The organism is Helicobacter canis (assembly GCF_900451095.1).
GTDB lineage: Bacteria > Campylobacterota > Campylobacteria > Campylobacterales > Helicobacteraceae > Helicobacter_B > Helicobacter_B zhangjianzhongii.
Window position 1 is genome coordinate 229,301 of the sequence record NZ_UGHV01000001.1, and the last position, 25,587, is coordinate 254,887.

The window sequence follows — 25,587 nt, forward strand, 5'->3', positions numbered from 1 at the left end:
CAATGAGAAGCCTAAAACTCCTAGCCCAAAGCACCGCCTCCACCATAGCCGTGGAATGGACCCCAAGTAAAAAAGTGGATTCTAGCTATCAAAGTGAAGCCCAGCTTGAAAAAGAGCTTATTGCTACCTTACAAGCCCAAGGCTATGGATACGCCCCTATCAGCGATGAAAAATCCCTAGAATCCAATCTCCGCACAAAGCTAGAGGAGCTAAATTCCACCACCCTAAGCAACACAGAGTGGCGGCGATTTTTCGCTCAAGTGCTTTCTAGGGCAAATGCCTCTATCGTGGAAAAAAGCGTGCTAATCCAAGAGGACTATATCCAGCCCCTAGAGCGCGATAATGGCAGCATTATCAACTTCAAGCTAATCGACAAAGCCGACATACATAAAAACTCCTTGCAAGTTATCAATCAGTATGAAGCTACCACGCCGACACGCTCCCACCGCTATGATGTAAGCATTTTAGTCAATGGACTGCCCCTAGTGCATATCGAGCTAAAACGCCGCGGCGTGAGCCTTAAAGAAGCTTTCAATCAAATCAACCGCTACGGGCGGGAGAGCTTTTTTAGCGGAAACGCGCTTTTTGAGTTTGTGCAGATTTTTGTCATTAGCAACGGCACGCAAAGCAAGTATTATTCTAACACCACGCGCGATTTTCATATCAAAACCCAAAACGGCATAAAAACGACCAAAACTTCCAATAGCTTTGAATTTACAAGCTATTTTAGCGATGAGAAAAACACCATTATAAACGACCTTATCGACTTTGCAAAGACCTTTTTTGCTAGGCACACGCTGCTAAATATCCTCTGCCACTACTGCGTGCTAGATGTGGATAGAAAGCTCCTAGTCCTACGCCCTTACCAAATCGCCGCGTGTGAAAAGATTTTGCAACAAATTGCCATAAGCTACCACAACAAATTCTATGAAAAATCAAGCGAGCAAAAAAGCGGCGGCTATATCTGGCACACCACAGGCAGCGGCAAAACTTTGACCAGCTTCAAAACCGCCCAGCTAGTGAGCAAAATCCAAGAGATTGCTAAAGTGCTTTTTGTCGTGGATAGAAAAGATTTAGACTATCAAACTATGCGTGAATACGATAGATTCCAAAAGGGTGCTGCCACAGGGAGCAAAAGCACCAAAGAGCTACAATCACGCCTTAACAGCACAGACAAAAATCATAAAATCATCATCACCACTATCCAAAAGCTCTCCCGCTTCATCGCCCAAGCAGAAAAAGACCATACAATCTTTAGCGAACACATTGTGATGATCTTTGATGAGTGCCATAGAAGTCAATTTGGGCAAATGCAAAAAGACATTTCCAAAGCCTTTAAAAAGCTCTATCTCTTTGGCTTCACAGGCACGCCCATTTTTGCCGCAAACGCGCTAGGCTTTGAGACGACAGAGCGCGTCTTTGGGGCTTGCTTGCACCGCTACACGATAATCCACGCCATACGCGACCATAATGTCCTGCCTTTCCGCGTGAGCTACCACACCACAGCTAAGCTAAAGTCCCAGCCTATCCAAGATGAGCAAGTCCCAGCCATAGACACAGAAGAGATCCTCCTAGCCAAAGAGCGTATTTCCCACATCACTCGCTATATCTTAGAGCATTTTACCACCCAGACCAAGCGCAGCTCCACCTACACCATAAATGGCAAGCACACAAAAGGCTTTAACGCTATCTTTGCCACCCAGTCTATCCCTATGGCTATGCGATATTATGAAGAGTTTCAAGCCCAGCAAGCCAGCCTGCCAGAATCTCAAAGGCTAAAAGTAGGCATCATCTACAGCTATGCCCCAAACGATGAGCAAGAGGAGGAGAGCAGCGAGGACACCATCTCCCTGCCTAAGTCCCAGCGCGATTTTTTAGACGCCGCGATAAACGACTATAACGCAATATTTGCGTGCAGATTTGATAGCTCCGCGGATAATTTTCAAAACTACTACAAAGACTTCTCCCTAAAGCTTAAAAACCGCGAGCTAGACCTAGCCATCGTGGTCAATATGTTTCTCACAGGCTTTGACGCCACCACGCTAAACACTCTCTATGTCGATAAGTCCTTGCGCTATCACGGGCTTTTGCAAGCCTACTCCCGCACCAATAGAATCCTAAACTCCATAAAAAGCTTTGGCAATATCATAGCCTTTAGAGACTTGCAGAGAAACACTGATGACGCTCTAGCTCTTTTCAGCGATGAGAATGCTAAGGGCATAGTCTTTCTAAGAAGCTTAGAAGAATATTTGCACGGCTACACCGATGAAAAAGGCGATAAGCATAAAGGCTACCACGAGCTTCTACACATCTTACAAACGCGCTTCCCCCTAGCTAATTTCCTAGAATCCACCCTAAAGCAAAGCGACAAAAGAGACTTTCTAGCCCTTTTTGGCGAGATTTTGAAGCTGCGCAATATCCTTGAAGTCTTTGATGAGTTTAGCGACCCTCTAAGCGAGCGAGACCGCCAAGACTATCAAAGCTACTACATCGACACTTATGAGAGCCTACGCGCCAAAGACCAAGCAGAGAAGCACAGCGTGCTAGATGAAGTGGAGTTTGAAGTAGAGCTTTTGAAGCAAGTAGAAGTAAGTATCGAGTATATCCTAGAGCTTATCGCCACATACCACAGGCACAAAGACAAAGGCAGCTATGAGCGCATACTAAAGCTGCTAGATTCTAGTCTAAGCCTACGGAGCAAAAAGGAGCTTTTGCTCCGCTTCATACAATCGCTAAACCCCCAAAGCAATGTGGAAAAAGACTTTAGCACCTACATAGCCGCGCGCAAAGATGAGAGCCTAGATACAATCATCACCGAGCTAGATCTAAAGCCCAAAGAGACTAGGGCATTTATACAAGATAGCTTTGAGCGAGGCGAGCTAAGGGACTATGGGAGAGCCTTCGGCGAGATTTTGCCTCCTAGCCCACTCTTTGGCAAAGGTGCAGAGCAGACGCATAAAATCCGCGAAAAAGCCCTAGAAAAGCTACAAGCATTTTTCGAGCTTTTTAAGGGACTAGAGCTAAGGCAGGAGCGATGAAATGGCATTACAAGACTTGCACCGCAAGCCCCCTCCGTCATTGCGAGATTCTGCGTTAGCAGAATCGTGGCAATCCACAGAATCCACAAATGCAGTGCAAGAAATATGCTAGAATCTACTTTTACCCTAAAATATTAGAATAAACACAAGGAGCAAGAAATGAGCATTACTATAAACATTTCACAGGAATTACAAGAAGCCTACCAAAACTTCGCTAGAGAGCAAAATATCAGCCAAGAGGAGCTTATCCAAAAGGCGTTAATCGCGTATATGGAAGACTTAGAAGACTTAAATGCAGCATTAGAATGGCAGCTAAAAAGCAAAGATGAAAAACGCGATGGCGCAATACCTGCTAAAGAGCTTTACAAAGAGCTAGGACTCTAGCGATGCAATTTGTGTATTCTAAAAAAGCGCAAAAGCAATTTGAAAAGCTTGATACAATCACACAAAAGCGTATTAAAAATCTAACACAAGAGCTAGAGTCCCTAGAAAACCCACGAAGCAAAGGCGAAGCACTAGTGGGCAATCTTGGCGGACTTTGGCGGTATCGGGTGGGGGATTATCGCATTGTGTGTGAGATAAATGACAATGAGTTGCTTATCTATGCTATCCACATCGCTCATAGAAAAGAAGTGTATAAGTAAGCAATTTGAAATCCACACCATAAAGGAACATAATGAAACAGCCACAGCCTAGCACCCACCCCCTAGAATCCTTACTACAACAGCACTGCCCAAATGGCGTGGAGTTTAAAGAGCTTGGGGAGCTTGGAGAATTTTACAGCGGATTAAGCGGTAAAACAAAAAAAGATTTTGAAAAAGGCAACGCAAAATACATAAGCTACAAAAATATTTTTACAAATTTAGCTGTTTGTTTTGATTATGATGATTTTGTAACCATAAAAGCAGGTGAAAAACAACATATTTTAAAACTTGGTGATGTGCTTTTTACAGGTTCATCAGAAACTCAAAACGAATGTGGAATTTCAAGCATAGTAACTAAACAACCACAAGAAAACATTTATCTAAACAGCTTTTGTTTTGGATTTAGATTTTATGATGAAAAATTATTTTTGCCAGATTTTACAAAATATCTTTTTAGAGATGAACCGATAAGAAAACAAATTATAAAAACAGCAAATGGAACAACCCGCTTTAATATTTCTAAAAAATTAATGGCAAAGGTAAAAATCCCCCTGCCGCCGCTAGAAATTCAGTATAAAATCGTAGAGATTTTAGACGCCTTTACAGAATTACAAGCAGAATTACAAGCAGAATTACAAGCAGAATTACAAGCAGAATTAGAAGCAAGGCTAAAGCAATATCATTATTATAGAAATAAGCTTTTAAGCCACGATGAATTAGAAAACCGCACCGCAAAATCTCGCAATGACAGCGACCCCACCCCCCTTGTGCCTTATGTAACCTTAGGCAAAGCGTGCGAGATATTAGATAATTTAAGAAAACCCATTACTAAAAGCAAAAGAACACAAGGGATTTATCCATATTATGGAGCAAATGGGATACAAGACTATGTGAATGAATACATTTTTGATGGCGATTTTTTACTTATGGGAGAAGATGGAAGCGTTATCAACAAAGATAATAGTCCCGTATTAAATTGGGTTAGTGGTAAATTTTGGGTCAATAATCACGCCCATATTTTAAAAGAAAAATCAAACACAACAAATTTAAGATTTGTATTTTTTTATTTGCAAACTTGCGATGTAAGTTCAATCGTTAGAGGCGTGCCTCCAAAAATCAATCAACAAAATTTAAAAACTATCCAAATTCCCCTGCCGCCTTTAGAAGTGCAAAATGACATCGTAGAGCTTTTAGACAAATTTGACACACTTACAAATGATTTAACAAGCGGAATCCCCGCCGAGATAGAAGCGAGAAAAAAACAATATGAGTATTACAGAGAGCGGCTATTAACCTTTAAAGAGCAAGGCAAATAGGCAAAAGTGGATTCTAGCCTCAATGCCCCGTCATTGCGAGCGAGCGAAGCCCCTTTTCCGTCATCGCGAGCCGATGAAATCGGCGTGGCGATCCACAATCAAAAAGTGGATTCTAGTGTGAAAATGGATTGCCACGATTTTGCTGCCGCAAAATCTCGCAATGACAGCAAAACAACCACTCCACACGCTAACGAGGCTCGCAATGACAAAGTAAGCGACTTTCTCCGTCATCGCGAGCTTTGCGCTAGCAAAGCGTGGCGATCCATAACACAAAAAACACAAAAGCGGATTCTAGGGGCTGAAGCAAGGCTAAAGCTAGAATCCACTTTTTATATCTTTGTGTTTGTGCCTTAGCGGTGGATTATCAAAAGTGGATTCTAGTGTGAAAGTGGATTGCCACGATTTTGCTGCTGCAAAACAAGCGAAGCGCAGTTTCTTTAGAAAATCTCGCAATGACAAAGTGGGGGGAGTAGATCGCCACGCCGCTGCTGCCGCTCAATATGACAACAATCCGCTATAATCTGGATTTTAGACAAGGACAGCAAGAATGAAGCCACATTTGTGCAATTTACTTCACATAAAGCTTTTTTCGCAAAGCCGCTTAAATGGCTATACCAATCCACAAGAACACGAGCAAAATCTATATTTAATATCCCATATCGCGCATAAAATAGGAATCCTAGAAATTATCATAAGAAACAAAATAGACTTCTTGCTATCTCAAAAGGATTCGCAATGGCTTGAAAAGATTGTTTTGCAAAATCAAAGCAGAGATAGCCTCATCTCCGCTCAAAACTTAGGATTTTGGCTAAAAGTAGTGGATTTTTATAAAATCCATAATGCGATTTTTCAAGCAGAGTTTTTGGATACTTTGGATTTTAAGAAGTATTTTGATAAAAATAAAGATACCTTTCACACAAATCATACAAGAATAATGCGACACCACAAAGCAAAAGCGATTTTATTACTTCTGCGACTTATTCGCAATCGCGCCTTTCATTTTGAGAATCTCTATAAAATCGTAGGCAATGGCTACCCTAGACTAAATGTAAAAATCACAAATAAGCACAATGAAGCGATTTATATAGCAATCCGCCCAGACAAAATTGTAGAGTTTTTAAACGATTTGCTAGGAAGCTTTCATAAGGATTTGGTGCATTATGGAGAAGTAAAGATGGTGGCAAGTGCCACCTAGATAGGACCGACATTATAATGCAAAATTGTAAAGTAAAGCTTAAAAGGACGAGTATGGATATAAAAGAGCTTTTAGGATTCTTAGAATGTGAGAAAATGGAGCGTTTTCAAAAAGTGGATTCTAGGGCAGTCAATTCTGCTAGCACAGAATTTATGGATTGCCACGATTTTGCTGCCGCAAAACAAGCGAAGCGCAGTTTCTTTAGAAAATCTCGCAATGACAAAGTGGGGGGGAGTGGATTGCCGCGCCGCCACTACCGCAGCGGCTCGCAATGACAGCAAACAGCTAACGCAAACACTGCTCGCAATGACAAAAACAACGCTGCTAGTGAAAAAGTGGATTCTAGGAGCGAAGTCCCTTTTGGAAAAACACGATTCTAAGCATTACTAAAGAAACCTGCTGCGGCTTCGCCTTGCACCGCTTCGCTTGTTTTGTGGTGGGGCTGTGGTTGTTTTACGCTATTTTTAGGGCAGAGCAAGACTAGAGGTCTGCGGTTGTCCTAAAAATAGCGCAATCAATCGCATTGCTCACCCAAGACTGAATCAAACCCCCTAGAATCCACTTTTGCGCCTATCCCACCAAAGTGTGGGGCTAATATCATAGAGCGGCTGCACCTTAGGCATAGCGATATTATCCCAAATCGCTAGGCGGAAGCTTGGCAAAAAGTAGTGCGGCACGACTATGTCTAGCTCAAGCAGCACGCGATCAAGCGTGCGTGTGGCAAGCACTAGGCTATCTCTATCTGGAGCGTTAATAAGCCTATCTATCAAGCAATCTACAAGCACAGACTTCACGCCGCTGTAATTTCTGCTCCCTTGCGTATCCGCACTTAAACTGCCAAAGAAATACCGCTGCTCATTGCCCGGCGAGAGACTTTGGGGGATAATGCCCACAATCATCTCATAATCAAAGCTTTTCACGCGATTGGCGTATTGACTAGAATCCAGCTTTTGTATCTCCATAGTGATCCCAAGGCGTGCGAGGTTTCTGGCATAGCGGATCGCTAGTCGCTCAAAGGCTGGGTTATCAAGCAGCAGGGTAAAGCGCAGTGGAATGCCATTTTTATACGCCTGATTATTTTGCACGACATAGCCAGCTTGGCGCAGTAAATCGCGCGCTTTTTTGAGATTCTCCCGCTCATCTTGCAGGCTTGGCGCGGTGGGGATAGTATAGGGCTTTTGCAAGCGTGAGAGCGTGGCAGGATCCACCTTACACACGCGCAAAAGCTCTAGCTGATCGCTGCTTAGGCTAGGCGTGGAGGCAAAAATGGAGTGGTTAAAAAAGCTTGTCGTACGCTGATATTGGGAAAAAAAGAGATTTTCATTGCTCCATTCAAAGTTAAACGCCAAAATCATCGCGCGGCGCACAAGCGGATCATCAAAGGGAGCTTTGCGCAGATTGATAAAAAAGCCCTGCATACCGCTTGGCAGGCTATGGGGGATCTCAAGCTTGCTAAAGGCAGAGTCCTTACTCTGCCTATATCCATTTGCCCATACCTTTGCCGCGCTCTCAATGCGGAAGTCGTATTTATGGCGCAAAAAGCCCTGCAAAGCCGCCGTATCATCGCGGTAATACTCATAGCGCACCACATCGAAATTAAACTGCCCCTTGCGGCTAGGGAGATTCTCTGCCCAGTAGTTTTTATCACGCCTATATTCTACAAGCTTGCCCACCTCATAGCGCGTGAGCTTATACGCCCCAGAGCCTAGCGGGAGCTGCAAGGGGTCTTTGCCATAGGAGTTTTGCCCATCTCGCACATAATAATGCCTAGGCAGGATACTAAGCTGCCCTAGGATTAGCGGCAGCTCTTTGTTCTCACTTGTGGTAAAGAGAAATTTAATGCGCCTAGAATCTAGTATTTCATACCCGCTAATATCAGCATAATACTGCTTATAGAGTGGATTTTGGCGTATCATATCAAAGCTAAATCCCACATCTTGCGCGCTAATTGCCCTACCATCGCTAAAGCGTGCTTTGGGATTTATGGTGAAAATCACGCTTTTATGATTTGGCGCGATGGCTACATCGCTTGCTACAAGGGCGTATTGCGCATAAGGCTCATCCATACTCTGTGCCATTAGCGTGTCATAGACAAGCTCTAGCCCAGCAGCACTCTCTTCTAGGCTAAAGGCATTAAGCGTGGAGAAGCTGCCTAGCGCGTAGGCTTTAAGCGTGCCGCCCTTTTTGGCGTTGGGGTTAGTGTAGTCAAAAGCTTTGAATGTGCTGGTGTCGCGGTATTTAGGCGGATCGCCAAGCGAGATAAAAGGCGCGGCGTGTGCCAAGCTAGCACAGCAAAGAAGCGCGAAGCCTAGCAAGCCCAAACGGGCAAAATCACAGCAAGCAAAGCCTAGCCTCCATAGCACAAAGAGTCTCACACAAGCCCTACAAGCTCTTTGGCTCTTTGGTAAGTGGCTTTGGCGATGGGGCGCACGCGCTCTAGGCTTGTATCTAGGATACTTTGGAGATAGTGCTTATCGCTGCTAAGCTGCGCATAACGCTCTTGGATCGGCTCTAGCGTGGCTACTAGCATATCAGCTAGCTCAAGCTTTAGCGCGCCATAGCCCTTGCTAGCAAAATGCTCTTGTATCTGCTCTTGGCTCTGCTGGCTTAGGGCTTGATAAATGCTTAGGAGATTATGCACACCGGGGCGACTTGTATCAAAGGCGATGACCCCGCTAGAGTCTGTTACTGCCTTTTTACACTTACGAGCAATAGCTTCTGGGCTATCAAGCAAAAATATCGCGTGATTCTCGCCTTTGGCGGATTTGCTCATTTTGGATTCTGGACTATCTAGCCCCATCACACGCGCGCCTAGAGCTGGGATAATGGGACTAGGGATTGTGAAGCACTCGCCAAAGTCGCGATTAAAGCGCGTAGCCACATCGCGCGTAAGCTCTAAATGCTGCTTTTGATCCTCTCCTACTGGCACGCCATCAACTTGATAGAGCAAAATATCTGCTGCCATAAGGGCTGGGTAGTTAAACAGCCCGACATTGATATTTTTGGGGTTTTTTTGGGATTTGTCTTTGAACTGCGTCATACGGCTCATATCGCCCATAGGGATATTGCAGTCTAAAATCCACGCCAAAGCCGCGTGCTCATCGATCTCGCTTTGGATAAAAAGGCTAGACTTTTCACTATCAATCCCACACGCCAAAAGCATAGCCACAAGCTCATAGGTCTTTGCCCTTAGCTCCTTGGGGTCTTGCTTGGTGGTGATCGCGTGGGAATTCACCACGCAAAAGATATTGTCATACTGCTCTTGAGAATCCACCCACTGCTTAATCGCCCCTAGATAATTGCCTAAATGGATAGAGCCTGTGGGCTGGATACCGGAGAAAACACGCTTTTTGCTTGGCATAAGAATCCTTTGTAATGTGTGAAATAGGGGGAGTCGTGCGCTTAAAGGCGCGATTATATACCAACTCGTTTAAAGCCAGCATTAACTAAATATGTTTTATAATCGCTCAATCTTAATACAAAGGACTGCTGATGAAAGCTTTAAAGTTTGGCGTGCTTGCGAGCCTTGTGCTTGTGGCGATACTTGGGATCAATGGTTGCAAAAAGGGCTTAGGCGATAATAAAGAAATCAACGCCTCCCTAGAGGGCGCACCTGCTTGGGTAGTAGAATCTAATGATGACTTGCTTAGTGCTACCGGAAGCGCGAAAGTCAAAAATGGCAATTTGGGCTTTGCCACTACACAAGCAGGAGCAGCGGCACGCGTGGAGCTTGCTACACAGATTTCTACAAGGATTGAGAGCAAGTATAAAGAGCTTGCCACAAGCGATGAAGATAGTGTCAATCAAGAAGCTGTGCAAGCTATCCGCAATAGTGTCGATCAAGTGCTAGCAGGCTCAAAGATCACAAACAAATGGGTCAGCAAAGATGGCACGCTATGGGTGCTTGTAAAGATCCAAAAGCTAAACACCGACTTGCTAAAAAGCAATCTTTTAAACTCCAAATCTCTCGACAAAGCCGCAGCTGCCGCGCTCTCTCAAGCTGTCGATGACATTATCGATGGTCCTGCTAGATAGCCACTTTGTGCGGCTATGCTTCATATCATTCTCATAGAGCCTAGGATCCCCCAAAACACAGGGAATATCGGCAGGCTCTGTGTCGCTGCTAATGCCACGCTCCATCTTATCCACCCGCTAGGATTCTGCCTTAGTGAGAAGTCTCTCAAGCGTGCAGGGCTAGATTATTGGCAGTATTTGCAAAAATGTGAGTGGGATAGTGTGGAGCATTTTTGGGCGCACTATCCACTAGACTCTAGGCACTTTTTCCTAACGACTAAAGCACATAAGCCCTACTACCACGCGCGGTTTGATAAAGAGTGTTTTCTCTACTTTGGGCGTGAAGATGCGGGTATTAGTGAGCGTATCTTAAATGCGAACAACAAGCAGTGTTTAACAATCCCTATGGCAGTGCAAGCTCGCTCGCTCAATCTCGCCACAAGTGTGGGGATCGTGGCGTATGAAGCCATCCGCCAGCTTCAAGCCACTAGCCCCATAAACGCACCTATCGCACCATAAGCCATATAAGGACAACTATGCCAGCACGCCCCTACAAGCACATCTGCAATCTCTCTCTAGCAGTAGTGATGACTAGCCTAGCCTACACCGCTACCAATCAGCCAAGCACCATAGACCCAAAGCAGCTCATACAAAAGGCAAAAGACGCAGGGCTAAAGCCTATGCCTCAAGGCAAAGAGCTAGAGACATACCAGCAAGACTACGCCAAAAAGCATAAGCTCGCCACTCCCTATAAACCCAAGCTCACGCAAGCCCAAATTCAGCTAGGGAAAAAGCTCTACTTTGACCCAAGACTCTCGCGCTCAAACCTAATCTCGTGCAACACCTGCCACAATCTAGGGCTAGGCGGGACAGATATAGTCCCAGCAGGGCATAAATGGACAGACAATCAAAGCTATCTAAACTCCCCAAGCGTGTATAACGCGATCTTTAATGGTGTGCTATTTTGGGATGGTCGTGCGACTAGGCTAGAGCTTCAAGCACATATACAAAATCAAATGCAAACCACGCCCCAAGAGATTCTTGCACGCATACAATCAATCCCAGATTATGTCAATGAGTTTAAAGCCGCTTATGGCAACAATGTCAAAATCCAGCCTGCGCTAATTGCCGATACTATCGCGCTTTTTGTGATGACACTTACTACCCCGGGTCGCTATGATGATTTCTTAAACGGCAATACCAAAGCCCTAAGCAAAGATGAGCAAGCTGGGCTTAATATGTTTATCGATAAAGGCTGCACGACCTGCCACACAGACATCAATCTAGGCGGCTCTATGCGGGAATTTTCTGTCATCAAGCCCTATACATTTGCTAAGATCGGGGGCTTCAAGGGCGATGCTAGGGGCAGGATCAAAGCCCCATCTTTGCGCAATATTTTAGACACTGCGCCTTATTTTCACAATGGGCAGTATTGGGACATTGCAGGAGCGATCAAAGAAATGGGATCTATACAGCTAGGGATCACTATAAGCGATGATGAGATAAAAATATTAGAGAAGTTTTTCCAATCACTTGGCGGTAAATACCCTGCAAATATCTATCCTATCTTGCCTGCTAGCACCAATGCCACGCCAAAGCCATCATTATAGATAGCTAGATTTTGTTATAGATTCAAAAGGAGTGATTATGCAAAGCTATGAAAAGATTATAAGCGGTGAGCAAGGATTGCTTAGATGGATTATAGATAATGCGATAGAAGATGGCTTGGATAAAGACTTGCCAGATGATGATAGTCTGCATATTGCTATGCCAGAAATTGCTAAGATGAACTTTATGCCCGGAATGCTAGATGGCATTATGGGGAAAGACACAGACAATAGTGCTGCTACGCTGCTTGCGATGTTTAGGTGTTTTGCAGAAGTGGATTCTAGTGAGCTAAGTGATGAATTGATAGATAAGCATTTGGGCGGGATTTATATGTTTATTATCCAGCATAGAACGCTTGGGTATATTGATGATTTTTTAGAAGCATTGATGAATGAAGCGGAGAATAACACAAAACTTTTGCATTTTTGCATAAACACTGCTAGGCAGTTTCTGCTTAGTGGGGTGCATAGAGAGGCGATTAAGTTTGGTATAGCGGTGCTTGGGGTTTGCAGACTTGATGAAAAAGAAATAAGTATGCTAATGCAATTTGGCTTGGCAGATGAGTTTGCGAGATTTGTAGCCGTGGCATTAGCACGCAATGAGAAAAATGAAGAGGTCTTTTATCTTGCACAATGCACAAAGGGCTGGGGGAGAATCGCCTATGTGGATTATGTGAAAATTGATGATGAGAAAAAGCGCGAGTGGATTTTGCTTGAGAGCTATAAATGTGAGATTGGGATTGATCATATTGTGCTTGAGTGTTTGGAGAAGGGCGATTTGCTAGGGTTGATACAAGAAAGGGGCTTTGAAGAGAAAATCTACATTGCCACAGGCGAAATGCTGCAAAGCTTTTGCGGATTAAGCAAGGTGCATTTTGAAGACTATCCGCACTCTAAAGAATTAGTAGCATTGTTTATCAAAGAATCCAAAAATCAAAAGATGAATATAGAGCGATTTGCCATTATTTGCGCGCTTATTGATCCCATTAAAGAGGAGTTAGAATATGATGAGAGTGAGAGGCAGGAGCTGCTAGATATTGTCAATAAACTAGCGTTTCATAGCAATATTGATTGGGAGGGGCTTATCCGTGTCGATGTGTTTAACTATGATGCAAGGAGTATTGCTAGACATCTTGGCATTGATATATGGGAGGATATGTTTAAAATCGCTAGTGAAAATAAGGAGTTTAAAGAGTGGTATCCGCTCACACTCACAGATTCTAAAGATAGATATAAAAGGCTTTGTGCTTTAGCAAAGGAGCGATTTGACTTGAAGGCTTTAAAAAGTGAGCCAAAAGATGAGCTAGGGCTTGGAGCGGAGTTTAGGGTGTATGATGATATAAGCTTCATCGTGCAAAATCTTAGAAATTTTGATGAAATTATCGGGCTAGAGTTTGTAGAAACTGCTCTGCAAAGCCCTGTAACACGCTGCCGAAATATGGCATTAAATGTGATTGAAACTTACAAAGAGATTCCACAAAGTATTATTGACATTATGGAGAGAAATAGCAAAAAAGAGCCAAATAAAGGCGTGCTAGAGCGATATGAAAGTCTCCTACAAAAGCATAAAGAGCAGCTAGAGCAAAAAAGAAAGACTAAGCCCTGTGGCGATCAGCATTGCGAACATAAGTGGCATTTGCAAGTGTGGGGGGAATTTTATAGTAGTGGGATATGGAATCTTTGGGATAGTAAAAAAGGGGAAGGGAAGTTTGCAAATGTTGATTATGAGTCTTTAGATTTGCCAAAAGATTTAGTGTGGAAGTTTAAACAATGGCAGAGTTTGTATGATGAGTATGGGCTGTATTGGTATAGAGATGATGCAGATGAGTTTCTAAAAAAGCTTCGCACTGCATTTGATGAGCAAAAATTAGAGCTTGCTAAGGCATTAAAAGCACACTTTAAAGGTGAAGCATATATAGAGACTTATGTTGAGAGTGAAGATGATATAAAGGAGATAAAGTATTATTGTGTAATGGCGGATTATGATGCGTTGTGGGATGAAGAGGATGTTGGAATTTGCTTTCAAAATATTGAAGAGGATTGCAATATCTCTTTACAAAGCAATGAAGCAAAACAATTAGAAAAAGACTTGGATAAATGGGCTAAAGAACACATAGATTTAGAATGGAAAAATGGGTGCTATACCCCAGTAACCGATGAAGCGATTATTGAGAGAGGCAGAATCCTAACAGAAAGGCTAAAAAAGATTCTACCAAACTACTGCGTAGTGGAGTATAGAGTATAGCTCTTGGATAGACTTGTGGATCTGCCGCACCACCACGATAGATATTGTAGTCATTCTTATGTGCCAAAATCCACTTTCTACTACTGCCTAAGGATAGCTCCTACACACGCCCACACAACAATCCACAAAAACATCAGGCTTTTTTAGCGTGAGTGTGAGCGTCGTGATAGGAGGGAAGCTCGCATACAGCCACGCCGCTAGACCATCACAGGCTTGCTCTAGTAGCTCATAGCGTGCTTGCTGCAAATGTGTGATGATAGATTCTCGCACTTGCGCATAGTCTAAAAACCCCTTGCCATCTCGCTCATAGCCTATACGCGCTTCTACCTGCAGTCTTTGTGCCTGCTCTCTCTCGCGTGGCAAGACTCCAATGATAGCTTCAAGGCACAAATCTTCTAGCACGATTTCATAGGGCATTTATAGCACCTTGTTTTCCTGCCCAGAAAATAGCCGCTTGATATTTGGGATATGTGTATAGAGGATAAGCAGCCCGATTAACACCACTGGCGTGTGGCTATGGATTTGAGCAACGATATTGATAGAATCTGGGATCGGCAGGACATAGGGCACGACAAAGGTCAGCACAATCCCACTTAGCACACCAAGCAGTGAAGAAAGCGAAGAGACTTTAAACACCTTCCCTACAATCGCCCACACCACAAGCCCAAGCGCACCTTCAATAGGGATAAGCAATAGCACAGAGCCAATAGCCGTGGATACGCCCTTGCCCCCTTTAAAGCCCAGATATGGGCTATAACAATGCCCCACAATCGCTAGTAGCGCGATCATCCACTGCGCCCCATAAGGCAGCCCCACAAGCTTTGCTACAAGCACCACAAGCAGCCCCTTAATCGCATCAAGCACAAGCGTGGCGATAGAGAGCAGCTTAGCCTGCTTAGGGGCGATGTCTTTCAACGCGCGATAGACATTGGTAGCACCCGTGCTACCTGAGCCTACTTCCTGGATCTTAACACCATAAAGCCTCGTGAAAAACACGCCAAAGGGGATCCCCCCCACAAGAAATGCCACGATATAAAACACCACATTGATATAGTTATACAAAAACTCCATACACACTCCTAATCTCTAAAATTCCACACCTGCCATAGTATTATGGGTAAGCCCATAGAGGTGGTTAGTAGGACCAAAGCCCCTGCCAAGAGGCGCGGCGTGGGCTATGGCATTGTAGGTATAAGCCTTGGCATTTTTGATAGAATCCTGCAAGCCAACGCCCAAGGCTAGATTGCTGGCAATAGCACTACTTAGCGTGCAGCCTGTGCCGTGCGTGCTGGTGCTTTGGAGCTTCTTAGCGCGGAATATATGAAACTCCTTGCCATCATAAAGCACATCATCAGCAAAGTCCTCTTTATGCCCACCTTTGACAAGCACGCTTTTTGCACCCATTTTGTGGAGCATTAGCGCGGATTTTTTCATATCTTCAAGGCTTGTTATCTCAAAGCCACATAGCTCGCTAGCTTCTGGGATATTTGGGGTAAGCACACACGCATAAGGGATAAGTGATGTAGCAAACTCCTTGCGGATAGATTTAGGCATAAGTGGGAAGCCATTTTTCGCAAACATCACAGGATCGATGACAATATTGCTAGGAAGATAGCGCGATAGGCTTTGAGCCACGCTCTCGATGATAGAAGATGAGCCTAGCATACCGATCTTCACAGCCCTAGGCACAATATCTTCAAACACCGCATCAAACTGCGCGAAAATAGACTCACTAGGCATATCTATGCTACTTATCACGCGCTGAGTGTTCTCTGCTACGACACTTAGCACCACGCTCATACCATACAATCCGTGCGCGGCAAAGGTCTTTAGATCTGCTTGTAGCCCTGCCCCACCGCTACAATCACTCCCAGCGACACTAAGGATAGGAATGGCATTTGCCTGCTGGAATGCATACATAAAAGAGTCCTTGGGATATTTTGCGCGTATTGTAGCAGATCTTAAGTGGATTCTATCCGCGCTTTATGAGCAGTGGTTTAATATTTTTAGCTTTAATAAAGGCTTGATTCTATCGCTCACCAAAGGATTATCAATGTCTCAAAAATGCGTGCTTATCATCACAGATGGGATCGGCTATAAGCCAGATTCTCCCTACAATGCCTTTGCCAATGCCACTAAGCCTACTTATGATTGGCTCTTTAAAAATGTGCCTTATAGCCTTATCCATACTTATGGGGAGAGTGTGGGGCTACCAGAGGGGCAGATGGGGAATTCTGAAGTGGGGCATATGAGCCTAGGCTCTGGGCGGGTGCTCTACCAAGATTTGGTGCGGATCTCTCGCGCACTAGAGTCTAATGAGCTAGCAGAGAATCCACTTTTGCAGCAGTTTATGCAAGAAACACAAGCAGTGCATTTGCTAGGGCTTATGAGCGATGGTGGCGTGCATTCGCATTTATCGCATTTTCTAGGGTTGGCAGAGATTTTTGCCGCGCATAAAAAGCGTGTGTTTTTGCACCTAATCACCGATGGGCGCGATGTGCTGCCTAAAAGCGCGCTAGGATTTTTGGCAAAAGTGGAGGCAATGTGTGCAAAAGTGGATTCTATCAGCATAGCAAGCATTAGCGGGCGATATTATGCGATGGATAGAGATAAACGCTGGGAGCGCATACAAGAAGCCTACAATACCCTAGCCCACGCCACGCCACACACAGAGCAAAGCCCTAGGGAGTATATAGAATCTTGCTATGCCAAAGACATTACAGATGAGTTTATCACGCCTATGTGCTTTGGGGAGTTTGCTAAAAATGGCGGCTTTGCTAGTGAAGATGGGCTGCTTATGAGCAATTTCCGCTCTGATCGCGCGAGAGAGATTATCACCGCGCTTGGGGCGGAGAAGTTCGAGCATTTCCCACGCCCTAAGCGTATGGAGCGGATTGTAACGATGTGTGAGTATGATGAGAGCTTCTCTTATCCTGTGCTTTTCACTAAGCAAAAGCCCGCAAACACCCTAGCCCAAGTGCTAGCAGATGCTAAGAAGAGCCAAGCCCATATCGCTGAGACAGAAAAATACGCGCATGTAACCTTCTTTTTCAACGGCGGCGTGGAGGAGCCTTTCATAGGAGAGTCGCGCGTGCTTATCCCCTCGCCCAAAGTCGCTACCTATGACCTGCAGCCCCAAATGAGCGCGCCAGAAGTGGGCGATGCGGTGCTAAAGGCTATGGGAGAAGACCGCGATGATACCAACGCCTATGACTTCATCGTGGTCAATTTCGCAAATGGCGATATGGTGGGGCATACGGGCAATTATGCAGCCGCGCTAAAGGCGGTAGAAGCGGTGGATTATGAGCTAGGGCGGATATTTGCCAAAGCGCGTGAGCTAGGCTATGCGGTGGTGCTTACAAGCGATCACGGCAATTGTGAGGAGATGAAAAGCGAGCAAGGCGAGATTAAGACCAATCACACCATAGGCGATGTATGGTGCTTTGTGCTAGCTAATGGCGTGGAAAAAGTGGATTCTGGCTCGCTGAATAATATCGCCCCAAGTGTGCTAAAGATTATGGGACTAGCAATCCCCAAAGAAATGGATCGCCCGCTGATCTAGGCGTGCTTGATCTAGCTAGAATCTAGCCTAGTGATAGAAACTGCTCCCTTCGCCTATCGCTACAATCCGCACAGATACGCCGCACAGCAGGCGAGCAAGCCCCGCTCATAAATAGCTCTTGACGCAAGCGCGTAAATCTTGGGCTAAAAAATATCTCAAACATATCCTGCTTGTTGCAATCCCCTATGATAAAGTCTTTATGCGCTTTGACATCGCTGCGCGTATGGCAGCAGGGCATCACCAAGCCATTATAATCCACATAGAAATTCATAGCCCCTTGGAAGCAGCCAGAATCCACTTTTCGCGCTCTTTTCATCGACTCTATGGCACCGCCTCTAGACTGCCCGCTTGTGCTTGGATTCCACACGCGATAATACACCTCCATACCCTCCATAGCAAACTGCACGCAAAACTGCTGCAAATTATCTTCTACCACGGCATAATCTAGCCCTAGCTTTTGGCGCATTTTCTCCATAGCTGGGAGTATCACAGACTCTTTGTCATAGGACTTATCCTTGCCGTAGTAATAAGACATAAGCATACTATCTACCCCAGCTTCTCGTAAAGCTTCTAGATTCTCCCTACTTGCATAATCACCATTAGAAAAGATACTAAACCGCGCCTTTGGCAGAGCCGCCCTAGCCTGTCGCACGCGCTTTAGCAGTAGCTCCATATCAGCTAAAGGCTCATTAAATCTATGGAAATTTAGATCCTTGTCATAATCAATTTGCGCGAGATTATCAATAAGCTTCATAAACACTTCTTCAGGCAGCTCTATGCTTTTGCTCTTTCTATCCACGCTAGAGTTTGGGCAAAACCAGCAAGTGCGATTGCAAAAGCTAGAAATCTCTATCTCAACTAGCAAAAGATTGTCCTTGATGATACGCTTTTGTAGCTCTGTATCTGTGATAGGCAGGCTAAGGGCGGTGATCCTATCAATTAGGGCTTGGGATTTATGACTATAAAAGCCATCGCTATTTAGGAGATTGTGGAATTTGGTCTTTAGGCGTTGTGGTGCGCGCGTGTAAAGGGCTTTGATAGCTTGCTTCATCGCTTATCCTTATAATAGGCTAGAATCCAAAAACGCGCAGATTACAAAAAAAAAAAAAACGAGTCAAGGAAAGGGAAGAGCCGCCTAGAATCTATCTAGCTAGAAAAGTGCTAAAGCGTGCCTAAATGCTCGATTAAGCGTAGGGGCGTTAGGGCGTAGGTGTTTTTCTCTTTAGTGGCGGCTAGTGCGTGGGCTAGAGAGGCATTGATGGCGGATTGTAGGGGGCTAAAGCCTTGTGCGAGATAGGCTGCGATAACGCCGCTAAGCACATCGCCGCTACCGCCTTTGGCTAGGGCTGGTGTGCCTAGGGGATTGATATAGAGCTTGGCATTGTGGGCGATGATGGGGCTTGCGCCTTTAAGCAGCAGTGTGGGGGACTTGTAAGCTTGGCTAAAGCGCAAGGCTAGCTCGAAGCGATTGTTTGCGACTTCTGCTATATCGCCGCTAAAAAGCCCGCATAAGTGCAAAAGCGCGTGAAATTCTTTGGGGTGGGGAGTTAGGACAAGATTGTGGGCAAAAGTGGATTCTAGTAGATTGGGCAATGTGCTTTCATAAAACACATCAGCATCAAGCACGCACAATCTCTCGCCGATGAAGCTAGGCTCAAGCAAGTATCCATAGCCACTGCCAAGCCCCATACCTAGGCATAGGACATTGGCGGTGGGGGGGATTGCGTGGGGATACATAAGCTCGCTATGGGTGGTGATGGTGCTATATAGCGATTGCGCTTGGCTTGGTTTGGGCGTTGGCTTTCTAAAGAAACCTGCTTCGGCTTCGCCTTGCACCGCTGTCGCTTGTTTTGCCGCGCTTTTTGGGGATTCTGCGCGGTAGGCTTGCTCATTACCGACTAGGTAAATCCCTGCGCCTACCGCTTGAAAACCCCAAAAATCATCGGCAAATCCTGCCGCCTGCGACTCACTCACATTTGTGGCGTTTTCAAAAGTGGATTCTAGGGTTTGGGCTTCACTCTTAGAATCCTGCGCCGAGTTGTTTAGATTTTGGGCGGTGCTAGAATCCACTTTTTGCGCGGTGGTGGGAGTGCTTTCAAAAGTGGATTCTAGGGTTTGGGCTTCATTCCTAGAATCCACTTTTGCTTCTGTCTGTGGGGCGGCTACATTTCGCGCGATTTGCCTAGAATCTGCGTTTTGCGCTTGATTGTTGTTTCCGTCATTGCGAGCAAGCGCGCTAGTGCTTGCGTGGCAATCCATAGCTTCAAGGCTAGAATCCGCGTTTTGATTATGGATCGCCACGATTTGCTGGGGCAAATCTCGCGATGACGACTCTAGCGCGGCTTGTTTGTCTGCAAGGATTCTGCGCTTTGCGGTGGCGTCTTGCTCGTTTTGCTCAAAAGTGAATTCTAGCTCAAGTTGCTCGCGGCAGGATTGTGGAAGATTTTCACTCTCGGTGGCTTTTTCTTCTAGGATTCTAGGATTTGCGGTATTGCTTTCGTAGTTTTTTGGGGATTTTAGGGCAGAGCTAGACTGATGGTCTGCGGTTGCCCTAAAATCCCCAAAATCTGCGGAATGACTACCCAAAACAAGCGAAGCGGTCGGCGTTAGCCGATGTTTCTTTAGTAAAACCGAATCCCTGCTAACCACACTCACCAACCCCGCCCCCATCCTAAGCCCACTCATCGCACTAAGCTCCGCCGCCCCAGCCTTCTCTCCAGCAATCACTGCGATATGCCCAAAGCTGCCTTTATGGCAGTTGTGCTTGGTGCGGTGTGGCAAGCATAAATCGCTTTCTTCAAGCAGATAAAAGGGGCTTTGCACTTCAAAAAGCTCCCTTGATACGCCTAGATCGCCTACTAGCACCTTGCCTGTGAGATCCTTTGCCACATCGCTAAAAAGCGCGACCTTAAGCGCACCCATACTTAGCGTATAATCCGCGCTAAAGGCATAGGACTCCACGCGCCCTTGTAGATCTAGCCCACTTGGGACATCGCACGCGATTTTTAGGCGCGCACAAGTATTCATCTGCTCTAAAAGCTTGATAAACTCCGCGCCTAGCTCCCCAGCAAACCCACTGCCAAAGAGACAATCCACTATCACATCACAAGGCAGAAGCTTTTTTATCCACTCTACACCTGCGACTTGCGCTCTCTCACTTTGGAGCTTACATAAGCGCGATTTAGGCTCTTTTGCCTCATAGATTCTAGTGATATAGCTGCCTTGAAGCTTTCTTGCTAGCGCGTAGCCATCTGCGCCATTATCCCCACTGCCACACACGATAGTAACCACACTGCCCTTATGCGTGAGCGAGCCTATAAGCCCACATAGAGCATTAGCGGCATTTTCCATAAGCAATTCATCGCTTAAAAGATATTTCGACTTAGCTCGCTCATCAAGGGGCTTTGTGGAGAGATAGAGATGGCGCAAGGCTTATGCCTTTAAAAACTCTTTGACATTATCGATACTCATTTGCACCAAGGTTTTAAGCGAGTTTTGATAGGCATAGGCGATATGGGGGCTTAGGAGCAAGCGATCTTGGATACTAGAATCCAAAAATGGATGATCACCCCTCATAGGCTCACTCTCTAGCACATCGCAAGCATAGTAAAACTCCGCCCCGCCCTTTAGCCTAGCTGCCACAGCTTGCTCATCGACAATCCCCCCTCTACCGACATTGATGAGAATGCAGTCTCTTTTAAGCAATCCAAGCTTTTGCGCGTTGATTAGCCCCTTTGTAGCGGGGTTTAGCGGGGCGTGGATAGAGAGAATATCACTTTGTGCAAGTAGCTCATCTAGGGCTAAATGCGGATAGGCTTGGGCGGTGTTTTTGCCGCTTGTGGAGGTGTAAGCCACCTTTGCCCCAAAGCTTGTAGCAAGCTCTGCGACCCTTAGCCCAATAGCCCCAAGTCCAATGATCCCCCAAGCAAGCCCATTTATATCGCGCCGCCCTTGCGCTAAATGCGTGAAGCAAGCACTTTTAGCCCACTGCCCCTGCTTGACATAGCTATCATAATAAGGCATTTGACTAAGCAGATTAAGCGCAAAAGTCAGCGTGTGCTGGGCGACACTTAGCGTGGAGTAGCCAGCGGCGTTTTTCACGGGGATTCCACGCTCTTTGGCATACTCTACATCAACGATATTTGTGCCAGTAGCCGTTACGACAATAAGCTTAAGACTAGGGAGCTTAGAGAGCAGGGGCTTATCTAGCACGACTTTGTTGGTAAGGATAATCTCTGCATCTTTTACCCGCTCAAGTGTCTGCTCTGGGCTTGTGAGATCATAGCTCACATAGCTGCCAAAGCTCTCTAGCTCGCTAAAATCCGCATTTGCGCCAAGTGTGCTTACATCAAGATTGACTATTTTCATTTCTGCTCCTTGTAGATCTAGGTAAGGTGTCGCCATAGGCGTTTTGCCCGAATGGCAAGGATATAAAAGAGCGGCGTATTCATAATGCCTACAATCGCCTTAATCGTATAATCCGCCGCTGCCATATCCATACACTCGCTAAAGCTTTTCACCCCCCAAAATGCAAAGCTAAAGAAAATAAGTGTATCAAAGCTTTGCGCAAAAATCGTAGAAAATCCATTTCTAAGCCACCAAAGCTTAGGGAAAAACCGCTTAAACGCATAAAAAATCGCCACATCAACAGGCTGGGAGATACAAAACGCCGCGATAGAAGCAAGCGCAATTTGCGTAGTAGCCGAGAGATAAGAGGGGTAAAAGGCGATACAAATAGCAAGGGCGATCACTTTTGTAACATCTGCTCGGCGGTATTTCTCGCTCAAAATATCTAGCAGCAAAAAGCTAAAAGGATAGGTCAAAGCCCCAAAGGTTAGGGGCGTGTCGCCTAGGTGAAACTGCACAGAGTAGTTTGCAGCGATGACGATGAGACTTAGCAGACAAGCGGCGATAATAAGCACCTTTAGGGGCATTTTAGCAGGGGGGGTAAAAGTGGATTCTAGCGGTTTCATAGCTGTCCTTCAATGTATTTAATGAAGCTGCAATGGCTCTAAGCCGTGCTTTTGTATGCGATAGATTCTCGTGCATTTGTGAGCGATAGACTCATCGTGGGTAGCGATGATGAGCGCACCTTGCTTGCTAGCAATATACGCTAGCAGCGCGTCCATCACGCTATGGGCGGTGGCTTTATCAAGATTGCCCGTGGGCTCATCGGCGAAAATTATAGTAGGCTGCTTCATTAGCACGCGTGCGATAGAGAGCCGCTGCTGCTGCCCGCCAGAGAGATCAGCAGAGTTTTGCTCCAAAGTGTGCGCTATGCCAAATCGCTCTAAAAGCTCCATATCAATGGGCTGCCTTGCCAAAATCGCGCCTACTTGAAGATTCTCCAACGCACTAAAACCACGGAAGAGATAGTGTGCTTGAAAGATTATCCCAAGCTTTGTGCGCAAAAGCTCAAGCCTTTGAGACTCTTTAAGCGCGTAAATATCCTGCCCCAAAATCTCCACGCTCCCGCTTCGTGGCTTTAGCATTGTAGAGAGATTTGCTAGCAGGGTGGATTTCCCAGAGCCAGAGACCCCAAGGATAGCCACACTCTGCCCAGAATCCACTTTGAGAGAGACATTGTCATAGAGCAGGGTATCAAAATGATGCGATAGGGCTTTGGCTTGTAGTAGCATACTACTCCTTGTGAGATAGGATTCTAGTAGCCCTTGTATCATCGATCAAGGGCGTGATAATCATCGAGCGAGAATAATTAGCAGAATGCACGAGTGTCGTGCCAAATTTACGCGCGTAGTATTTTAGCAGCACGCGTTGTAAAAACGGCTCGATACTTGGGTAAAACCACGCATTATTGCTAATCATCACAAGATATTTTGGGGCATTGGCATAGATCTCCTTGCTCGTGCCCTCATAGCAGATCGCATTGCGCCAGAGCCTGCCTAATGCGCTAAAATCTTGCGGATCTTTGGCGGCTTGCAGTCCATCATCTATGCCAAAAAAGAGCTTATACAAAGGCTTTGCCAAGAAGTCTGGGAGCGGGATCTTCTCACCAAAGGGGGCTAAGATGACTTTGTGCAAAATCTCCACGCCCATATCTTTAAAAACATAGGTGGAGTTATGCACCTGTGATCCCTCCTCGCTAAAAGCCCCAAGCACTATGGTGATCTTCGCGCTTTTTGCTAGAAATGCCTCTAGCACGCGCTTTGGGAAGCCTTGCTGATGATTAAGCACAAAGGGTAGGATCGTCTCTGGGAAGATGATCATCTGCTTAGAATCCATAATCGCAGAATCAATATCGCTCATAATGCCTTCAAGCACAGAATCTATGGTGCTTTGCTCCCATTTGAGATCTTGGGGGATAGCACTTTGGACGATGACAATCTCATCTGCAAGCGGCGTGATATGCGCTAGGGCTTGCCTATGCGCACTAGAATCCACCATCGCCCAATCCACGCAAACAAGCAAAAGCACCGCGCTTACTAGCATTCTCACTACCCTAGCCTTGCCACGATATAGCCCAAAAGCCAGCGCACACAAAATGCCTATAAACGCCAAATCCCCCACCCCAAACACACTATACGCCAGCCACGATTGCGGCACAAACCAATCAAACGAAAAAGGCGCGAAAATCCCTAGCGCAAAGAGTGAAAAAATACGATAGATCTTGCTTGTAAAATATAGCCCCAGATACAGCAACGCCGCATACGCAAGCCCTACGCCCACACACACAAAGCCTAGCAAAAATGGCGCGATAGAAAAGCGAAAAGAAAGCCCAATCCAATAAAACAGCAACACCCCCACAAAAAACCCAAAATACCCCCCTATCGCGCGTGGCACATAGAGCCAGATACTAAAGCTTGCTAGCACAAGAATGCTAAGGAGCAAAGCACTAGTAATATGAGCTGAAAAACTTACCTCAAGAGTAGAATCCTGCATAAGCGCGATAAGCGCAAAGACATAAAGCCACGCACAAAATCCTAGCGCATAGAGCAAGCCCAGCAGCAGACGCGAGAAAAATTGTGTTTTGGGCGTTGGCTTTGCGCGATAAGTCGTGGATCCTGCGGCGGGGGCTTGGCTCTCCGCTAGGTAAATCCCTTTGCCCCCGCTTTGAAAACCACGATTTACTAAAGAAACTGCGGTTACGCCTTGTTTTCTCATCACAAATCCTGCCGCCTGCTGCTCACTATCAAACACGCTTTTTGTTTTTTCGTTCGGCGGCGTTTCTACATTTTGGGCGTTTGTCTTAGAATCCACTTTTTGCGTTCTGTCAAAAGTGGATTCTAGCAAGCCTTTATCAAGCAAGCCCTGCGCGGAAGCTTTTTTCAAAATATTTACCTTGATTTTATGTATCTTTGGCTACAATGGTAGCCTTTTTAAGCTAAATTTTCCGTAAAGAGTGGTGATGAATTATATTGATGTCGCGCTGATTGTGATTATTGTAGTGATTGGATTTCGTGGGTTTGCATCTGGCTTTGTCGCGGAATTTTGTAGCTTGGTAGGCGTGCTGCTTGGGGTGTATCTAGGCTCGGTATTTGCTAGCCCTGTGGGCAATGTGCTCAAAAATGTCTATGACTTTGGGAGCAGCACAATCCACACGACTCTAGGCTTTATCATCGTGCTGCTTGTGTGCTGGGCTCTGTTTGTGCTTATTGGGATTGTGCTAGCAAGCAAGCTTGTATTTTTGCGTTTAGATTTTCTCAATAAAGGCTTAGGCTTTGTCTTTGCCTCGGTGAAGGTGTTTTTCATCTTTAGCTTTATCGCTTATGCGGTGTCGCAAATTAGCTTTATCCGTGAAAATTTCGTGCAAAGTGCTAGGGCAAATAGCCAAATGTATGTCAATATGATCAATATCGCCCAAAAGATTATGAAGCTCTCTGTGGTTGATGGCACGCTCCAAAATCTCAGCGACATCACGCAAGGCAAGGCGAGTGCCGATAGTCTTGAGCAAGGGCTTGAAGAAGTCAAGCAAGCAGTCCAGAATCTAAACACTAAATAAAGCGGA

General features: G+C 45.6%; 26 protein-coding genes. 15 read left to right on the top strand and 11 right to left on the bottom strand.

The window, feature by feature from the left end; genetic code table 11:
- Window positions 1-2: 2 nt before the first annotated feature.
- The 9 genes from DX060_RS01145 to DX060_RS11085 all read left to right on the top strand — a co-directional run bounded on the left by DX060_RS01145 (window position 3) and on the right by DX060_RS11085 (window position 6,583).
- The gene (locus DX060_RS01145) at window positions 3-3,038 is read left to right on the top strand and encodes a type I restriction endonuclease subunit R (RefSeq protein ID WP_115010764.1); all 3,036 of its coding nucleotides are present in this window, start codon (window positions 3-5) and stop codon (window positions 3,036-3,038) included.
- A 159-nt stretch (window positions 3,039-3,197) separates the two neighbouring features.
- Window positions 3,198-3,422: a DUF6290 family protein gene (locus DX060_RS01150; RefSeq protein WP_115010765.1), complete on the top strand. Its 225-nt coding sequence runs from the start codon at window positions 3,198-3,200 to the stop codon at window positions 3,420-3,422.
- A 2-nt stretch (window positions 3,423-3,424) separates the two neighbouring features.
- A complete protein-coding gene (locus DX060_RS01155) occupies window positions 3,425-3,682 on the top strand; it encodes a type II toxin-antitoxin system RelE family toxin (protein ID WP_115010766.1) in 258 nt (85 codons plus the stop codon).
- A gap of 32 nt (window positions 3,683-3,714) precedes the next feature.
- Complete coding sequence (locus DX060_RS01160; protein WP_115010767.1) at window positions 3,715-4,998, top strand: restriction endonuclease subunit S; 1,284 nt, start codon at window positions 3,715-3,717, stop codon at window positions 4,996-4,998.
- Between the two features lie 6 nt (window positions 4,999-5,004).
- Complete coding sequence (locus DX060_RS01165; RefSeq protein WP_115010768.1) at window positions 5,005-5,352, top strand: hypothetical protein; 348 nt, start codon at window positions 5,005-5,007, stop codon at window positions 5,350-5,352.
- Window positions 5,353-5,368: 16 nt separating this feature from the next.
- On the top strand, window positions 5,369-5,518 hold the full coding sequence (locus DX060_RS11080) for a hypothetical protein (RefSeq protein ID WP_181814121.1): 150 nt from the start codon (window positions 5,369-5,371) through the stop codon (window positions 5,516-5,518).
- Window positions 5,519-5,545: 27 nt separating this feature from the next.
- The gene (locus DX060_RS01170) at window positions 5,546-6,193 is read left to right on the top strand and encodes a hypothetical protein (RefSeq protein ID WP_115010769.1); all 648 of its coding nucleotides are present in this window, start codon (window positions 5,546-5,548) and stop codon (window positions 6,191-6,193) included.
- A gap of 53 nt (window positions 6,194-6,246) precedes the next feature.
- Window positions 6,247-6,468 (top strand): hypothetical protein, encoded by a 222-nt coding sequence (locus DX060_RS01175; RefSeq protein WP_115010770.1) that lies wholly within the window; start codon window positions 6,247-6,249, stop codon window positions 6,466-6,468.
- Window positions 6,428-6,583 carry a hypothetical protein gene (locus DX060_RS11085; protein ID WP_181814122.1) on the top strand — a complete coding sequence of 52 codons (156 nt, stop codon included), beginning with the start codon at window positions 6,428-6,430 and terminating at the stop codon, window positions 6,581-6,583. The genes DX060_RS01175 and DX060_RS11085 overlap by 41 nt, the downstream gene beginning before the upstream one ends.
- A 161-nt stretch (window positions 6,584-6,744) precedes the next feature.
- Here the strand turns inward: DX060_RS11085 and DX060_RS01180 are convergent, their stop codons facing one another.
- Entirely contained in the window at window positions 6,745-8,508 is a 1,764-nt protein-coding gene (locus tag DX060_RS01180; RefSeq protein ID WP_181814279.1) for an extracellular solute-binding protein, read from the bottom strand.
- Between the two features lie 56 nt (window positions 8,509-8,564).
- Window positions 8,565-9,554 (bottom strand): tryptophan--tRNA ligase, encoded by a 990-nt coding sequence (gene trpS / locus DX060_RS01185; protein WP_115010771.1) that lies wholly within the window; start codon window positions 9,552-9,554, stop codon window positions 8,565-8,567.
- 131 nt (window positions 9,555-9,685) lie between these two features.
- Between trpS and DX060_RS01190 the strand changes: the two genes are divergently transcribed.
- The 4 genes from DX060_RS01190 to DX060_RS01205 are packed head-to-tail and all read left to right on the top strand — an operon-like array spanning window position 9,686 to window position 14,059.
- On the top strand, window positions 9,686-10,228 hold the full coding sequence (locus DX060_RS01190; RefSeq protein WP_115010772.1) for an LPP20 family lipoprotein: 543 nt from the start codon (window positions 9,686-9,688) through the stop codon (window positions 10,226-10,228).
- A gap of 15 nt (window positions 10,229-10,243) precedes the next feature.
- On the top strand, window positions 10,244-10,726 hold the full coding sequence (locus DX060_RS01195) for a tRNA (cytidine(34)-2'-O)-methyltransferase (protein ID WP_115010773.1): 483 nt from the start codon (window positions 10,244-10,246) through the stop codon (window positions 10,724-10,726).
- Window positions 10,727-10,743: 17 nt separating this feature from the next.
- On the top strand, window positions 10,744-11,817 hold the full coding sequence (locus tag DX060_RS01200) for a cytochrome-c peroxidase (RefSeq protein WP_115010774.1): 1,074 nt from the start codon (window positions 10,744-10,746) through the stop codon (window positions 11,815-11,817).
- 37 nt (window positions 11,818-11,854) lie between these two features.
- Window positions 11,855-14,059: a hypothetical protein gene (locus tag DX060_RS01205; protein ID WP_115010775.1), complete on the top strand. Its 2,205-nt coding sequence runs from the start codon at window positions 11,855-11,857 to the stop codon at window positions 14,057-14,059.
- Between the two features lie 87 nt (window positions 14,060-14,146).
- On the opposite strand, the gene DX060_RS01210 is transcribed toward DX060_RS01205, so the two are convergent.
- From DX060_RS01210 to thiD, 3 genes are read right to left on the bottom strand one after another with little or no spacing between them, the layout of a single operon-like run.
- Window positions 14,147-14,476, bottom strand: coding sequence for a dihydroneopterin aldolase (locus DX060_RS01210; protein WP_115010776.1), 330 nt, complete (start codon window positions 14,474-14,476; stop codon window positions 14,147-14,149).
- Entirely contained in the window at window positions 14,477-15,130 is a 654-nt protein-coding gene (gene plsY, locus DX060_RS01215; protein ID WP_115010777.1) for a glycerol-3-phosphate 1-O-acyltransferase PlsY, read from the bottom strand.
- 15 nt (window positions 15,131-15,145) lie between these two features.
- Window positions 15,146-15,979, bottom strand: a complete 834-nt coding sequence (thiD, locus tag DX060_RS01220; RefSeq protein ID WP_115010778.1) for a bifunctional hydroxymethylpyrimidine kinase/phosphomethylpyrimidine kinase — start codon at window positions 15,977-15,979, stop codon at window positions 15,146-15,148.
- Window positions 15,980-16,112: 133 nt separating this feature from the next.
- Between thiD and gpmI the strand changes: the two genes are divergently transcribed.
- Window positions 16,113-17,621, top strand: coding sequence for a 2,3-bisphosphoglycerate-independent phosphoglycerate mutase (gpmI, locus tag DX060_RS01225; protein WP_115012256.1), 1,509 nt, complete (start codon window positions 16,113-16,115; stop codon window positions 17,619-17,621).
- Window positions 17,622-17,643: 22 nt separating this feature from the next.
- Here gpmI and DX060_RS01230 read toward each other — a convergent pair whose 3' ends face one another.
- The 6 genes from DX060_RS01230 to lnt all read right to left on the bottom strand — a co-directional run bounded on the left by DX060_RS01230 (window position 17,644) and on the right by lnt (window position 24,911).
- Complete coding sequence (locus DX060_RS01230; RefSeq protein ID WP_115010779.1) at window positions 17,644-18,672, bottom strand: radical SAM/SPASM domain-containing protein; 1,029 nt, start codon at window positions 18,670-18,672, stop codon at window positions 17,644-17,646.
- Window positions 18,673-18,782: 110 nt separating this feature from the next.
- Window positions 18,783-21,050, bottom strand: coding sequence for an NAD(P)H-hydrate epimerase (locus tag DX060_RS01235; protein WP_115010780.1), 2,268 nt, complete (start codon window positions 21,048-21,050; stop codon window positions 18,783-18,785).
- A gap of 3 nt (window positions 21,051-21,053) precedes the next feature.
- Window positions 21,054-21,989: a D-2-hydroxyacid dehydrogenase gene (locus tag DX060_RS01240; protein ID WP_115010781.1), complete on the bottom strand. Its 936-nt coding sequence runs from the start codon at window positions 21,987-21,989 to the stop codon at window positions 21,054-21,056.
- 17 nt (window positions 21,990-22,006) lie between these two features.
- Window positions 22,007-22,594: a queuosine precursor transporter gene (locus DX060_RS01245; RefSeq protein WP_115010782.1), complete on the bottom strand. Its 588-nt coding sequence runs from the start codon at window positions 22,592-22,594 to the stop codon at window positions 22,007-22,009.
- 18 nt (window positions 22,595-22,612) lie between these two features.
- On the bottom strand, window positions 22,613-23,260 hold the full coding sequence (locus DX060_RS01250; RefSeq protein WP_258552144.1) for an ABC transporter ATP-binding protein: 648 nt from the start codon (window positions 23,258-23,260) through the stop codon (window positions 22,613-22,615).
- 1 nt (window position 23,261) lies between these two features.
- Window positions 23,262-24,911, bottom strand: coding sequence for an apolipoprotein N-acyltransferase (gene lnt, locus DX060_RS01255; RefSeq protein ID WP_115010784.1), 1,650 nt, complete (start codon window positions 24,909-24,911; stop codon window positions 23,262-23,264).
- Between the two features lie 76 nt (window positions 24,912-24,987).
- Between lnt and DX060_RS01260 the strand changes: the two genes are divergently transcribed.
- Window positions 24,988-25,581 carry a CvpA family protein gene (locus DX060_RS01260; RefSeq protein WP_115010785.1) on the top strand — a complete coding sequence of 198 codons (594 nt, stop codon included), beginning with the start codon at window positions 24,988-24,990 and terminating at the stop codon, window positions 25,579-25,581.
- Window positions 25,582-25,587: the final 6 nt, after the last annotated feature.

Coding starts and splice junctions, on each gene's coding strand:
- DX060_RS01230 (WP_115010779.1), bottom strand. CDS start 18,672: ATGAAGCAAGCTATCAAAGCCCTTTACACGCGCGCACCACAACGCCTA.
- DX060_RS01250 (WP_258552144.1), bottom strand. CDS start 23,260: ATGCTACTACAAGCCAAAGCCCTATCGCATCATTTTGATACCCTGCTC.
- thiD (WP_115010778.1), bottom strand. CDS start 15,979: ATGTATGCATTCCAGCAGGCAAATGCCATTCCTATCCTTAGTGTCGCT.
- plsY (WP_115010777.1), bottom strand. CDS start 15,130: ATGGAGTTTTTGTATAACTATATCAATGTGGTGTTTTATATCGTGGCA.
- DX060_RS01195 (WP_115010773.1), top strand. CDS start 10,244: ATGCTTCATATCATTCTCATAGAGCCTAGGATCCCCCAAAACACAGGG.
- DX060_RS01200 (WP_115010774.1), top strand. CDS start 10,744: ATGCCAGCACGCCCCTACAAGCACATCTGCAATCTCTCTCTAGCAGTA.
- DX060_RS01170 (WP_115010769.1), top strand. CDS start 5,546: ATGAAGCCACATTTGTGCAATTTACTTCACATAAAGCTTTTTTCGCAA.
- DX060_RS01210 (WP_115010776.1), bottom strand. CDS start 14,476: ATGCCCTATGAAATCGTGCTAGAAGATTTGTGCCTTGAAGCTATCATT.
- DX060_RS01160 (WP_115010767.1), top strand. CDS start 3,715: ATGAAACAGCCACAGCCTAGCACCCACCCCCTAGAATCCTTACTACAA.
- DX060_RS01150 (WP_115010765.1), top strand. CDS start 3,198: ATGAGCATTACTATAAACATTTCACAGGAATTACAAGAAGCCTACCAA.
- gpmI (WP_115012256.1), top strand. CDS start 16,113: ATGTCTCAAAAATGCGTGCTTATCATCACAGATGGGATCGGCTATAAG.
- DX060_RS01245 (WP_115010782.1), bottom strand. CDS start 22,594: ATGAAACCGCTAGAATCCACTTTTACCCCCCCTGCTAAAATGCCCCTA.
- DX060_RS01260 (WP_115010785.1), top strand. CDS start 24,988: ATGAATTATATTGATGTCGCGCTGATTGTGATTATTGTAGTGATTGGA.
- DX060_RS01190 (WP_115010772.1), top strand. CDS start 9,686: ATGAAAGCTTTAAAGTTTGGCGTGCTTGCGAGCCTTGTGCTTGTGGCG.
- DX060_RS01175 (WP_115010770.1), top strand. CDS start 6,247: ATGGATATAAAAGAGCTTTTAGGATTCTTAGAATGTGAGAAAATGGAG.
- DX060_RS01240 (WP_115010781.1), bottom strand. CDS start 21,989: ATGAAAATAGTCAATCTTGATGTAAGCACACTTGGCGCAAATGCGGAT.
- trpS (WP_115010771.1), bottom strand. CDS start 9,554: ATGCCAAGCAAAAAGCGTGTTTTCTCCGGTATCCAGCCCACAGGCTCT.
- DX060_RS01155 (WP_115010766.1), top strand. CDS start 3,425: ATGCAATTTGTGTATTCTAAAAAAGCGCAAAAGCAATTTGAAAAGCTT.
- DX060_RS01205 (WP_115010775.1), top strand. CDS start 11,855: ATGCAAAGCTATGAAAAGATTATAAGCGGTGAGCAAGGATTGCTTAGA.
- DX060_RS01145 (WP_115010764.1), top strand. CDS start 3: ATGAGAAGCCTAAAACTCCTAGCCCAAAGCACCGCCTCCACCATAGCC.